Source organism: Aureimonas frigidaquae, from assembly GCF_001463905.1.
GTDB lineage: Bacteria > Pseudomonadota > Alphaproteobacteria > Rhizobiales > Rhizobiaceae > Aureimonas > Aureimonas frigidaquae.
This window is the reverse complement of record NZ_BBWR01000003.1, coordinates 76118-88817: the sequence shown is the minus strand read 5'-3', so window position 1 is coordinate 88817 and position 12700 is coordinate 76118. Positions and strand designations below refer to the sequence as shown.

General features: G+C 67.3%; 13 protein-coding genes. 8 read left to right on the top strand and 5 right to left on the bottom strand.

Annotation, left to right across the window (positions count from 1 at the left end):
* Window positions 1-31 precede the first annotated feature (31 nt).
* Both ehuA and ehuR read right to left on the bottom strand, forming a co-directional pair.
* Window positions 32-817 (bottom strand): ectoine/hydroxyectoine ABC transporter ATP-binding protein EhuA, encoded by a 786-nt coding sequence (gene ehuA / locus AUL30_RS04150; RefSeq protein WP_062226605.1) that lies wholly within the window; start codon window positions 815-817, stop codon window positions 32-34.
* Window positions 818-1005: 188 nt separating this feature from the next.
* Complete coding sequence (gene ehuR / locus AUL30_RS04145; RefSeq protein WP_062226604.1) at window positions 1006-2388, bottom strand: MocR-like ectoine utilization transcription factor EhuR; 1383 nt, start codon at window positions 2386-2388, stop codon at window positions 1006-1008.
* Window positions 2389-2485: 97 nt separating this feature from the next.
* Between ehuR and AUL30_RS04140 the strand changes: the two genes are divergently transcribed.
* The 4 genes from AUL30_RS04140 to AUL30_RS04125 all read left to right on the top strand — a co-directional run bounded on the left by AUL30_RS04140 (window position 2486) and on the right by AUL30_RS04125 (window position 6495).
* Window positions 2486-2974 (top strand): Lrp/AsnC family transcriptional regulator, encoded by a 489-nt coding sequence (locus AUL30_RS04140; RefSeq protein ID WP_062226603.1) that lies wholly within the window; start codon window positions 2486-2488, stop codon window positions 2972-2974.
* A gap of 30 nt (window positions 2975-3004) precedes the next feature.
* Entirely contained in the window at window positions 3005-3439 is a 435-nt protein-coding gene (locus AUL30_RS04135; protein WP_062226602.1) for a GNAT family N-acetyltransferase, read from the top strand.
* A gap of 133 nt (window positions 3440-3572) precedes the next feature.
* Window positions 3573-5066 carry an NAD-dependent succinate-semialdehyde dehydrogenase gene (locus AUL30_RS04130; RefSeq protein WP_062226601.1) on the top strand — a complete coding sequence of 498 codons (1494 nt, stop codon included), beginning with the start codon at window positions 3573-3575 and terminating at the stop codon, window positions 5064-5066.
* A gap of 40 nt (window positions 5067-5106) precedes the next feature.
* A complete protein-coding gene (locus AUL30_RS04125) occupies window positions 5107-6495 on the top strand; it encodes an aspartate aminotransferase family protein (protein WP_062226600.1) in 1389 nt (462 codons plus the stop codon).
* A 4-nt stretch (window positions 6496-6499) separates the two neighbouring features.
* On the opposite strand, the gene AUL30_RS04120 is transcribed toward AUL30_RS04125, so the two are convergent.
* Window positions 6500-6865 carry a response regulator gene (locus AUL30_RS04120; protein ID WP_062226599.1) on the bottom strand — a complete coding sequence of 122 codons (366 nt, stop codon included), beginning with the start codon at window positions 6863-6865 and terminating at the stop codon, window positions 6500-6502.
* Window positions 6866-7028: 163 nt separating this feature from the next.
* On the opposite strand from AUL30_RS04120, the gene AUL30_RS04115 reads away from it, so the two are divergent.
* Window positions 7029-7460 carry a VOC family protein gene (locus AUL30_RS04115; protein WP_062226598.1) on the top strand — a complete coding sequence of 144 codons (432 nt, stop codon included), beginning with the start codon at window positions 7029-7031 and terminating at the stop codon, window positions 7458-7460.
* A gap of 114 nt (window positions 7461-7574) precedes the next feature.
* A complete protein-coding gene (gene choX / locus AUL30_RS04110) occupies window positions 7575-8537 on the top strand; it encodes a choline ABC transporter substrate-binding protein (RefSeq protein ID WP_062226597.1) in 963 nt (320 codons plus the stop codon).
* A gap of 10 nt (window positions 8538-8547) precedes the next feature.
* Here the strand turns inward: choX and AUL30_RS04105 are convergent, their stop codons facing one another.
* Window positions 8548-9513: a GlxA family transcriptional regulator gene (locus tag AUL30_RS04105; RefSeq protein WP_062226596.1), complete on the bottom strand. Its 966-nt coding sequence runs from the start codon at window positions 9511-9513 to the stop codon at window positions 8548-8550.
* Between the two features lie 101 nt (window positions 9514-9614).
* On the opposite strand from AUL30_RS04105, the gene AUL30_RS04100 reads away from it, so the two are divergent.
* Together AUL30_RS04100 and AUL30_RS04095 are read left to right on the top strand one after the other, a co-directional pair.
* A complete protein-coding gene (locus tag AUL30_RS04100; RefSeq protein WP_062226595.1) occupies window positions 9615-10532 on the top strand; it encodes a BKACE family enzyme in 918 nt (305 codons plus the stop codon).
* Window positions 10529-12010, top strand: coding sequence for a carnitine 3-dehydrogenase (locus tag AUL30_RS04095; protein WP_062226594.1), 1482 nt, complete (start codon window positions 10529-10531; stop codon window positions 12008-12010). The genes AUL30_RS04100 and AUL30_RS04095 overlap by 4 nt, the downstream gene beginning before the upstream one ends.
* On the opposite strand, the gene AUL30_RS04090 is transcribed toward AUL30_RS04095, so the two are convergent.
* Window positions 12003-12698 carry a GntR family transcriptional regulator gene (locus AUL30_RS04090; RefSeq protein ID WP_062226593.1) on the bottom strand — a complete coding sequence of 232 codons (696 nt, stop codon included), beginning with the start codon at window positions 12696-12698 and terminating at the stop codon, window positions 12003-12005. The two genes, AUL30_RS04095 and AUL30_RS04090, sit on opposite strands and share 8 nt — an antisense overlap.
* Between the last annotated feature and the right edge of the window lie 2 nt (window positions 12699-12700).

The following is a 12700-nucleotide window of genomic DNA, read 5'->3' as shown; positions in this document are numbered from 1 at the left end:
AGGGCTCCGTGTTCCGGTGAGTGACAACCGCTCAGACGCGCGGTCCGGCGGCAACGACCTTGCGTAGGAAAGCCTGGGTCCGCTCCTGTTGCGGGCGGACGAAGATCTCGTCCGGCGGGCCGGACTCCACGATCCGGCCGCGATCGAAGAACAGGACGCGGTCGGCGAAATCATGGGCGAAGCTCATCTCATGCGTGACGAGCAGCATGGTCATGTCCGTCTGCGACCCCAGGAGCCGCATGACGTTCAGAACCTCTTCCACCAGCTCGGGATCGAGGGCGGAAGTGACCTCGTCGAACAGCATGATGCGCGGGCTGAGCGCCAGCGCCCTGGCGATGGCGACACGCTGCTTCTGGCCGCCCGACAGGGCGGACGGCATGGCATCGGCCTTTCCCGCCATGCCGACCATGTCCAGGAGCTCCATGGCCCGGCGCTGAGCATCGGCGGGCTTGACCCCTTTGGTCAGGATCGGCGCCAGGGCGACGTTGTCGCGCACGCATTTGTGCGGAAACAGGTTGAAGTGCTGGAAGACCATGCCGATCTTGCTGCGCATCCGGTGCAGGTGCTTCTCGTCCGCCGGGACCAGCGCCGTGCCGCGCTGCATGTGGAAGAGCTGCTCGCCATCGACCAGGATGTGCCCGTCGCTCAGCGTTTCCAGCGTCATCAGAAGGCGCAGGATGGTCGTCTTGCCCGATCCCGACGGGCCGATCAGCGCCAGTTTTTCACCCGGCATCACGTCGAAATCCAGCCCGTCCAGCACGGTGAGCTCGCCGTAGCGTTTGGTCACGTTCTGAAGCTGGATGATGGGCTGCAACAAGCGTCGACCCCTCGTTTCGGGCTTGGATGACCAACGATGAGGCGGGCGCTAAATCATGTCAATCAACAAAATAATATCATGACAATTTAGAGAAATGTGCCGTCTTATCCGGCAGGGTTGCGCAGAGATCGGGCAGGCCAGAGCGCCCGCCGAACGGCGCTTGCCCACGGTTCACCAAGGGTCGTCGCTCAAATGGCGAGCAGCAGCGGTTCGGGATCGGAGCGGTGCAGATGCGCGATGACCGACAGGCCGGTGCGCAACTCGGCCTCGCTCGTCGAGCCGACCGACACGCGCACCGCCGGGTGGTGTATCGGCCCGGTCTGGAAGGAACGGCCCGGCGCCAGCGCGACGCCGCGCAACCGGGCCTGGGCCACGAAGAGCTCTTCGGCCGCCGGCGAATCCAGCGGCAGCCAGACATGCAGCCCCTCGGGATGTGCAAGGTAGGGAAGACCGGCCAGGATGTCCGCCGCGACGGCCTGCCGCCGGCGGAGCGACTGGCGTTGCCAGTGAACCAGTTCGATGGCCGTGCCGTCGGCGACCCAGCGTGTCGCCAGTTCCGCAATGAGCGGCGTGGCGATCCAGTTGGTGACGAGATGGCGGTTCATGACGGCGGGCAGCATGCGATCGGGCACGGCAAGGTAGCCGGTCCGCAGCCCGGGCAGGACCGTCTTGGTGAAGGAGGTGACATAGAGCGTGCGCTCCGGCGCGAAGGCGGCCAGCGGCGGCGGACGGTGTTCGATCAGGGGGCCGAGCACATCGTTCTCGATGATGGCGATGTCGTGCTTGCGGGCGACGGCGGCCAGCGCTGCGCGCCGTTCCCCGCCCATCAGGGCGCCCGTCGGCCCGATCACCGATGGCTGCACGAAGACGGCGCGGATGCCGTCATGGCGGCAGGCCGCGTCCAGCGCCTCCGGCAGGATGCCTTCGCCATCCAGTTCCAGGCCCGTCAGCTTGAGGCCGAGATAGGTGGCCAGCGGCACCAGCGTATGATGGCCGATGGCCTCCGTGGCGATGCTGCAACCCGGTGTCGCCACGCTCATCAGGGCGATGGTCATGCCGGCCGTGGCGCCGTTGGTCAGGCACACATTGGACGGCTCGACCGACAGGCCGCAGAGGCGCAGCCAGTCCACCGCGACGGCACGATGGCGCGGAAAGACGACATTGGGCCGGAAGGACAGGACGGTGGACGGGGGCAGGTTGCCCGCCAGGTCGATCAGCGCCGCCTGCATGCGCTCCAGATGCAGGGGCTCGCAGACGGGTTTGAGGATGGACAGGTCGATGATCTCGCCCAGCCGTTCGGGGATGTAGGGAAGCGTCCCCTCCGAGCGCTCGCCGCGCACGAAACTGCCGCGCCCCGTTTCACCCGAGACGAGACCGCGCCGGATCAGATCCTCATAGGCCCGGCTGACGGTCTGGACCGACAGGTCCAGCGCATCGGCCATGCTGCGGTGGGGCGGCAGGCGGAAGCCGGGGGCGAGCCGACCGTCCCCGATGGCGCGTGCGATCTGGTCGGCAAGCGACAGATAGGCAGGCCGCTTCAAAGCGGCCTTGTCGATGAACCACATTGTCATGATAAACTATGTGCGCGAAATCAGGACAATTCACAATTGGAAATCAATTGGTGTCCGCGCATAAAACAGCGGCACGGCCACGGAAGGGTACGACGGGATGAGCGATACCAGGCTGGATGCTGCGGACCTGCGGATCCTGGCCGCGATCCAGGCAGAGGGGCGGATCACCAAGCTGGCGCTGGCGCAGCGTGTCGGCCTGTCGCCGACGCCCTGCTGGAACCGCCTGAAGCGCCTGGAGGATGCCGGGATCCTGACTGGCTACCGTGCCCGCCTCAAGGTGCGGGCGATTGCGCCGGTGACCGAGTTCCTCGTGCAGGTGACGCTCGAGCACCATCGCCAGTCCGATTTCGACAGGTTCGAGCGCGCCATGCGCGCCACGCCAGCCGTCACCTGTTGCTGGGCGGTCGGCGGCGGCGTCGATTACATGCTGAAGATCGTCAGCCACAGCATCGACGCCTATCAGCGCCTCCTGGACGGTTGGCTGGAGCAGGAGATCGGCATTGCGCGCTACTACACCTATGTCGTGACCCGGACCGTCAAGGAGGAGGTCGACGCACCTGTGGAATTGCTGGCCGCAAAGGAGTAGTGCTGGCTCCAGCATCATAGGGAGAACCCAATGAACCGACTGATCCGACCGGAAGACAAGGACGCCTGGCTGACCCTCTGGGAAGGCTACCAGCGCTTCTACAAGGTCGAGATCCCGCGCGATGTTTCGGAACGGACCTTCGAACGGCTTCTCGACCCGGCGGAGCCGATGTTCGGCGCCCTCGCCTTCGAGGACGAAAAGCCGCTCGGGCTCGTCCATTATATCTTCCACCGCTCCACCTGGACGCTGGGTGACTATTGCTACCTGCAGGACCTCTTCGTTGCCGAAGGCATGCGTGGACGCAGCCTTGGCCGCAAGCTGATCGATTTCGTCTATTCCGAAGCCGCCAAGGCCGGCGCCTCCAAGGTCTACTGGCTGACGCACGATACCAACCGCGCGGCCATGAAGCTCTACGACCAGGTCGCGGACAGATCCGGCTTCCTGCAATACGCCAAGACGCTCTGACCCGCGCGGAGAGATTCTCTCCGCGTGCCGCCCGGCCGGGGAGACTGTCTCTCGCAACGCCCCTCGATAAGGACGAAGCCTCGCTCGCGCCTGGCTTAGCATCGGACCTGCCCATCGAAGGAAGGTCCGAGCCATGCGTGCGATCAAAGAGCCCCATGACGACCATGCCGCGCCCGCTCGCCTGAAGGACGCGCAGCTCTGGCGCGACCGCGCCTACATAGACGGGCAATGGCTTTGCGCCGGGCCCGGCGACAGCTTCGCCGTGACCGATCCGTCGACGGGCCGGACCCTCGCTTATGTCGCGGCGCTCGGGCCGGACGAGACGCGGCAGGCCATTGCCGCGGCCGCCTCTGCGCTCGCCGCCTGGCAAAGCCTCTACCCGCAGGAGCGGGAGGCGATCCTGCGTCGCTGGCACGACCACATCCTCTCCGCGCGGGAAGACCTGGCCCTAATCATGACGCTGGAACAGGGCAAGCCACTGGCCGAGGCACGCGGAGAGATCGACTACGCCGCGTCCTTCATCGCCTATTATGCGGCGGAAGGCTGCCGGATCGGCGTCGAGAGCGTCACCAGCCATCTGCCCGGCGCCGCCATGAGCGTGACGCGCGTGCCCGTCGGCCCCGTCGGCCTCGTCACGCCGTGGAACTTCCCCTCCGCCATGTTGACGCGCAAGGCCGCGGCGGCCCTGGCCGCGGGCTGTACCATCGTCGCCCATCCATCGAGCGAAACGCCGCTGTCGGCCCTGGCACTGGCGGAGCTGGCCGGGCGGGCGGGCTTCCCGCCCGGGGTCTTCAACGTCGTCACCGGGCCGGCCGAGCCGATCGTCGGCGCCATGTGCGCCGATCCGCGCTTGCGGGCACTGAGCTTCACCGGCTCCACCGGCATCGGCCGGCAGATCGCCGCGCAATGCGCGCCGACCCTCAAGCGCCTCGTGATGGAGTTGGGCGGCCACGCACCGCTCGTGATTTTCGAGGATGCCGATATCGACCGTGCCGTGTCGATCGCCATGGATGCCAAGTTCGCGACATCGGGCCAAGACTGCCTGGCCGCCAACCGGATCCTCGTGCACCGCGATATCCATGATGCGTTTCTGGACCGCTTCGCCGCCCGCGTGCGCACCCTGCGTTGCGGCAACGGGCTCGAGCCGGGCGTTGAGATCGGCCCGCTGATGCATGCGCGTGCGCTCGCCAAGGTGGCGGCGCAGGTGGAGGATGCCGTGGCGCGGGGCGCCAGGCTGGTCGAGGGCGGGTTCGCCGGCCGGCCCGGCCCGCTCCATTATGCCCCGACGGTGCTGGCGGACGTGCCGGCGGATGCGCTGATCATGCAGGAGGAAACCTTCGGCCCGGTCGCGGCCGTCACGTCCTTCGATACGGAGGCACAGGCGCTCGCCACCGCCAACGACACGCCCTACGGGCTTGTCGCCTATGTGGTCACGCGCGATGCGGCCCGCGCCGCCCGCATGGTTGCCGGGCTCGACTTCGGGATGGTGGCCGTTAACCGGGTCAAGATCACCGGCGCGCCCGTTCCCTTCGGCGGCGTCAAGCAATCCGGCCTCGGCCGCGAGGGCTCGCGGCACGGATTGGAAGCCTTCACCGAGCTGAAATATGCCTGCCTGGATCTTGCCTGATCCCGGCCGCCCTTTCCCACACTCAGGACAGGAGACGTCCATGCTGGACCTCGACCCGCGCGACAATGCGTTGAACGCCTACGACCGGGACCACATGTTCCACCCGTCGACGCATATGGGCATGCATGCCAGGGGTGAGTCCCCCAACCGGATCATCACCGGCGGGCAGGGCTCGACCATCATCGACCGGGACGGGCGCGAGAGCCTGGACGCCTTTGCCGGCCTCTACTGCGTCAATGTTGGCTATGGCCGCACGGAAATCGCCGAGGCGATCGCCGAGCAGGCGCACAAGCTCGCCTACTACCATGCCTATGCCGGCCATGGGTCCGAGCCCTCGATACGCCTGTCCAAAATGATCGTGGATCGGGCACCGGCGGGCATGAGCCGGGTCTATTTCGGCCTGTCCGGGTCCGACGCGAACGAGACGAACATCAAGCTCGTCTGGTACTACAACAATGTGCTCGGCCGGCCCGACAAGAAGAAGATCATCTCGCGCTGGCGCGGCTATCATGGCTCCGGCGTCATGACGGGCTCGCTCACGGGCCTTTCCCTGTTCCACAACGCCTTCGATCTTCCCCGCGCCCCCATCCTGCATACCGAAGCGCCCTATTACTTCCGGCGGGCCGACAGGTCGCTTAGCGAAGAGGCCTTCTCGCAGTTCTGCGCCGACCGGCTGGAAGAGATGATCCTGGCGGAGGGGCCGGACACGATCGCGGCCTTCATCGGCGAGCCGGTGCTGGGAACGGGCGGCATCGTGCCGCCGCCGGCCGGCTACTGGGACAAGATCCAGGCCGTGCTGCGCAAGTACGACATCCTCATGATCGCCGACGAAGTCGTCACCGGGTTCGGCCGCCTCGGCTCCTCCTTCGGCAGCACGCATTACGGCATCGAGCCCGACCTCATCACCATCGCCAAGGGGCTGACCTCGGCCTATCTGCCGCTGTCGGGAACGATCGTGTCCGACAGGGTCTGGCGCGTCCTGGTGGAAGGATCGGACAGGCTGGGCGTCATCGGCCATGGCTGGACCTATTCGGCCCATCCGCTCTGCGCGGCGGCGGGGATCGCCAATCTGGAGCTGATCGACAGGCTCGACCTCGTCTCCAACGCCGCAACCGTCGGCGCCCATTTGCGCAAGGCCTTGCGCGACGGGCTGGCGGACCATCCCCATGTCGGCGATATCCGGGGCGAAGGCATGCTCGCATCGGTGGAGTTCGTCGCGGATCGGGACGATCGCCGCTTCTTCGATCCGGCGGACAAGGTGGGCCCGCGCCTGGCCGCGGCTCTGGCAGAGCGCGGCGTGATCGCCCGGGCGATGCCGGAGGGCGATATTCTCGGCTTTGCGCCGCCGCTCTGCCTGACCATCGAGGAAGCCGACCGTGTGGCCACGGCCGTGCACGGCGCGGTCAGTGCCGTCCTGCCAACCCGGTAATCGATCAGGCGGCGCCGAGCGCCGCCACGATCTGGTCCGGCATATATGGCTTGGTCACGAAGCCGATGGGCCGTGCGTCGGCGGCCGTCTGCCGCAGCTTGTCGGTGATCTGCGCGCTGACGAAAAGCGAGGGGACGCCCAGTTCCCCACGAAGCCGGCGCGCCGTTTCGACGCCGCAGCTTCCATGGGCCAGATTCACGTCCATGATCGCCGCATCGACCTTGCCGCTGCGGGCCATCGCCATGGCCGCCTCGCAATCGGCGGCAACGCCCACCACGTCGTAGCCGGCATCGGACAGGATGTCTTCGAGATCCATGGCGATCAGGAACTCATCCTCGACGATCATGATGCGGTGACACACGTCCGACATACAACTTCCATGGGCTGCGACGGGCCTGTACCCGGCTATCTTGGTGCAAACGCGTGGATGGCTAAAAAGTGCCATGGCATGGTCACAATTCTTCACGCCCGGCCGAATTGACGCATCGGGTATACGTTGATAACAACATAATATCTGTAGTTGGAGGACGGATATGACCCGACGCATCTTCATAAACCTGCCGGTGGCCGATCTCGACGCATCGATCGCCTTCTATGAGCAGACGGGCTTCCAGAACGAGCCGGCCTTCACCGACGCGACGGCTGCGATGATGCGCCTGTCCGATACGATTGCCGTGATGCTTCTGACGCATGCGCGCTTTGCCGACTTCACCCCCCGGACGGTTGCCGATGCCAAGGCCGTCACGCAGGTGCTGCTGGCGCTCAGCGTCGACAGCCGCGCCGACGTGGACGCGGCGATCGACCGTGCAGTGGCGGCGGGGGGTCAGGCCGATCCCGGTCCGGTCCAGGACCACGGCTTCATGTATGGCCGCAGCTACGCCGATCCGGACGGCCACATCTTTGAACTGGTGTGGATGGACATGGCGGCCCTGCCCTCGCAGCCCGACGCGCCTCTTGCGGATTAGGACAACAAGACTTCGCAGTTTGGAAAGGGTTTTGCGCAAGCCTGTTTCACTTTGGATCACCATACGCCTTGTTCCTTCATCCACGCCGTAAGGCGCCAGACACAGGAAGCGCGAATGACCAGATCCTATCCCATCCGCAGGGCGATGACGGCGGCCCTTCTCGTCAGTGGCATCGGCGCCGCCCAGGCCAGCGACCCTGACGCCTGCGCGGCACCGCGCTTCTCGGATGTCGGCTGGACCGACATCACGGCGACGACCGCCATCGCCAGCGAACTTCTGGGTGCGCTCGGCTACCAGCCGGACGTGTCCGTCCTGTCCGTTGCCATTACCTTCCGCGCGCTCGAGCAGGGCGATACGGACGTGTTCCTGGGCAACTGGATGCCGTTGCAGGAACCGATCGCGACACCGCTGATCACCTCCGGCGCGATCGAGGTTGTGGCGCAGAACCTGACCGGTGCGCGCATCGGCTTTGCGGTTCCCAAGGCCAGCTTCGACGCCGGCCTCAGGACCTATGGCGATATCGCCGCCTTCCGCGATGCCTTAAGCGGGGAAATCTACGGCATCGAGCCCGGCAGCAGCGCCAACGAGACGATCACCGCCATGATCGCGGACGACCGCTTCGGCCTGAAGGATTTCACCCTCGTCGAATCCAGCGAACAGGCCATGCTGGCACAGGTGTCCTCGCGCATCCGCCAGGACGAGGCCGTGCTCTTCTTCGGCTGGCAGCCGCACCCGATGAACCTGAACTACGAGATCGCCTATCTGGAAGACGGGCAGGACGCTTTCGGCCCCGACGACGGGGGCGCAACCGTGCAGACCGTGACCCGCAAGGGCCTTGGCGCGGACTGTCCGAACCTCGGGCGCTTTCTGCGCAACCTCGTCTTCACGGTGGAGATGGAGGATCGGTTGATGAGCGACATCCTCGACAAGGGGATGGAGCCGGCGGCTGCCGCGCGGGGATGGATGGCGGAAAACCCCGATACGGTCACGGCCTGGCTGGACGGGGTGACGACACGCGACGGCGAACCCGGACTGCCGGCCATCACGCAAGGCCTGGACCTGGCCGAGCGGCCCTGACGCCGCGCTCTCAACTGCGCTTGCGCCGGGCCATGGAGGGCGCTTCCCCATAGGCCCGGCGAAAGGCCCGCGACAGGGCAGAGATGGACGAAAAGCCGCTGCGCGCCGCGATCTCGGCCATGGACAGGTTCGTATCCAGGACAAGCCGGCGGGCGGCCCCCAGTCGCAGCTTCAGGAAATAGGCGCCCGGAGAGGCGCCGACCGTCCGGCGGAACAGCACCTCCAGGCTGCGCGCCGAGAGCCCCAGGCGCCGCGCCAGGGCCGCCATGGTCAGCGCCGTATCCAGGCTGGCTTCCATGATGCGGATGGCCTCCGCCACGCGGGGCTCGTGGTGGCGGATGCGGCCAAGCGAGACGACCGGCTGCGTATCGGCGCCGGTGCGCATTTCCTCGTAGATGTAGAGGCTGGCCACATCGAGTGCCGCCGAGTAGCCATGCCGTGCGCGGATCAGCGTGAGCATCAGGTCGAGCGCCGGCGTGGCGCCACCTGTCGTGTAGCAGGGGCCATCGCCCACGAAGCGGTCCGGCACCACCTCCACATGCGCGAAGGCGGCCGCGAACTCTTCCAGATCCTCCCAATGCGTCGTTGCGCGCCGACCGTCCAACAGCCCGGCCCGCGCCAGCACCCAGGCGCCGGCCTCCACGCCGATCACCGTCTGAGCCCGGCGGGCCGCCTTGCGTATGGCGCGCAATGTCGGCGGGACGGACTGCCGATCCGCGCCGAAGGCCGCCACGACGATCAAGAGCGCGCCGACATCTTCGGGATCGAAGGCGCCGTCGACCGCCAGCTCCAGCCCGCAACTGGCGGTAGCCGGTTTCCCGTCCATGGTGACGAGGCGCCAACGATAGGCACCCCGGGCCAGGACGCGGTTGGCGCCGCGCAGCGGATCGAGCGTCGCGGCGAGGGACAGGAGCGAGAAGCCCGGGAAGATCAGGAGGGTGACGTCGAGCGGCCCGTCGGCTTCGGCAAAGACCATGCTTTCGCATAATGGCAAACGCGCTTCGCCTCAAGCCGGAATGCCGGCTGTGGCCTCTGCCATGCTCCGTCCGGGAATGACGACAGGAAAGGCGAACAGACATGCCGCTAGCCATGAACCGCGACGTCTTCATCACCTGCGCCGTGACCGGCTCCGGCGACACGGCCGGCCGCTCCCCGCATGTGCCGGTGACGCCGGCCCAGATCGCCGCATCCGCCATCGAGGCCGCGAAGGCAGGCGCCGCCATCGTGCATTGCCATGTGCGCGACCCGCAGACAGGGGCGCCGTCGCGCCGGCTGGAGCTCTACCGGGAGGTCACCGAGCGCATCCGCGATGCGCAGACGGACGTCGTCCTGAACCTGACGGCCGGCATGGGCGGCGATCTCGTCTTCGGTTCGGTCGAGGCGCCCTTCCCCATCGATCCGGACGCGACCGACATGGCCGGCGCGACCGAGCGTCTGGCCCATGTGGCCACCTGCCGGCCCGAAATCTGCACGCTGGATTGCGGCACCATGAACTTCAACCTCGGCGACTATGTCATGGTCAACACGCCGGCGATGCTGCGGGCCATGGCGGCGCGCATCACCGAGCTCGGCGTGCGGGCCGAGATCGAAGCCTTCGACACGGGGCATCTGTGGTTCGCGCGCCAGCTCGTCGAGGAGGGGCTGATCCCCCAGCCGGTCCTGGTGCAGCTTTGCATGGGCATAGGCTGGGGCGCCCCGGACGATCTGAACACCCTCATGGCCATGGTCAACAACCTGCCGGTGGGTTGGCACTTCTCTGCCTTTTCCATCGGGCGCAACGCCCTGGCCTATCCCGCGGCGGCCGTCCTGGCGGGCGGCAATGTCCGCGTGGGGCTGGAGGACAATCTGAAGCTTGGCCGCGACGAGCTGGCGACGAACGCCAAGCTGGTGGAGCGCGCCGTCCAGGTGGTGGAGGGCATGGGCGCCACGGTGATCGGCCCGGATGAGGTGCGCCGCAGGCTCGGGCTGACCAAGCGCGCGGGGGACAAGGCATGAGTGCGCCGCTTCCCGGCCACGTGGCCTGCATCGGCGGCGGCGTCATCGGGGGCGGCTGGGTCGCCCGGTTCCTCATCGCGGGGAACGACGTGTGCCTTTACGATCCGCACCCGCAGGCCGAGCGCATCGTATCGCAGGTGGTGGCCAACGCCCGCCGCGCCTATGGCATGCTGACCACCGCGCCCCTGCCCGCTCCCGGCACGCTGCGGCTCTGCGCCAGCCTGGCCGAGGCGGTGGACGGCGCGCACTGGATCCAGGAAAGCGTGCCGGAGCGCCTGGAGCTGAAACGCGACATCCTGGCACAGATCGATGCGGCGGCTGCGCCCGACGCATTGATCGGCTCATCGACCTCCGGCCTCCTGCCGAGCGAGTTGGCGGCCGGGCTCAAGCACCCGGAGCGGTTCTTCGTCGCCCATCCCTACAATCCGGTCTACCTTTTGCCGCTGGTGGAACTCGTCGGTGGCCGGGCCACCGATCCGGCCGTCCTGGACGATGCGGTGGCAAGGCTCGACACGATCGGCATGAAGGGTGTCGTCATCCGCAAGGAGATCGAGGCCTTCGTCGGCGACCGGCTCCTGGAAGCCCTGTGGCGCGAAGCGCTCTGGCTGGTGCGCGACGACATTTGCGACGTAACGACGCTGGACGACGTGATCCGCTACTCGTTCGGGCTGCGCTGGGCGCAGATGGGCCTGTTCGAAACCTACCGGATCGCCGGTGGCGAGGCGGGCATGCGCCACTTCCTGCACCAGTTCGGACCCTGCCTGTCCTGGCCATGGACGCGGCTGACCGACGTGCCGGAGCTCGATGCCGCACTGGTGGACAAGATCGCCGCCCAATCGGACGCACAGGCGGGCGGGCGGTCGATCCGCGCGTTGGAGCGCATCCGCGACGAAAACCTCGTGGGCATTCTCCAGGCGTTGAAATCGGGCAATGGCGGCGCGGGCTGGGGCGCAGGCGCACTCCTGTCCGCCTTCGAGGAAGGGCTGCGGCACAAGGCCGATCCGGGCCCCGCGCCCGACGGGCGGTTCGCCACCGTGACGGCGGCCGTCGCCCCCGCCTGGATCGACTATAACGGCCACATGACCGAACATCGCTACCTGCAACTCTTCGGTGAGGCGACGGATGTGGTCCTGCGCCATCTTGGCGTCGATGGCGCCTATGTGGCCGCGGGTGCAAGCTACTACACGGTCGAAACCCATCTGCGGCATCTCGGCCAGGCGCGCAGTGGCGATGCGTTGCGCGTCACGTCGCGGCTCCTGTCCTGCGACCCCAAGCGGCTGCATCTCGTGCATGAGATGCAGGGGCCGGAAGGCGATCCGATCGCCACGTCGGAGCACATGCTCCTGCATGTGCGCGGCCAGGCTTGCGTGCCGGCGCCGGAGGCGGTGCTGGACCGGGCCAGGCAGCTCGCGCGATCGCAGGCGGGCCTGCCGCAGCCCGCCTATGCCGGAAGGGCCGTTTCCATGCCGGTCAGATGATGGTCCGCAGGCGGTGCCCCGGCGGGTGCACCATGCGGACCTGCGTGATGGGCTGCGTCAGAAGGAAGGTCAGGCGCTCGGCCACGAAGACCGGCGTGCCCGCGCCAAGGCCCAGATGCTGCGCTTCCGCCGCTTGTGCCGGTGCCGCCAGGAAGGCGAGCTCGGCATAGGAGAAGGGCGCGTTGTCGACCAGCCATTCGTTCGGACCGATCCTGGCGAAGCTTTCTCCCCGAACCTCAGGCACGCTCGACACGAGGATCAGCCGATCCTCGAACTGGTAGGGGACGCCGTCGGCCCTGTGCAGGCAGGTGACGGCCAGAATGGGCGCACCGGTGCCGACACGAAGGCGCCGGGCATCGGCAGCGGTGGCGGCGCGTTCCTCACGCGCGATCAGCTCGTAGCCATGCGTGCGGCCTGTGGCCGATATCTCTTCCGACACGAGCGGGATGGACAGCCGGGCATGCCGGACGGGATTGAGCGCGACGCGCGTTCCCGCCTTGCGCTTGCGCTCGATGAGCCCGGTGCGGGCCAGATCCTGCAGGGCGCGATTGACGGTGGCGCGCGCCGCCTTGAACTCCTGCGCCAAATCGGCCTCGCCCGGGATGAGGGTGCCGGGGGGCCAGATCCGTGCACCGATGCGGCGGGCGATCTCGTCCCGAATGGACCGGAAGGACTGCCGCTCCGCCATGG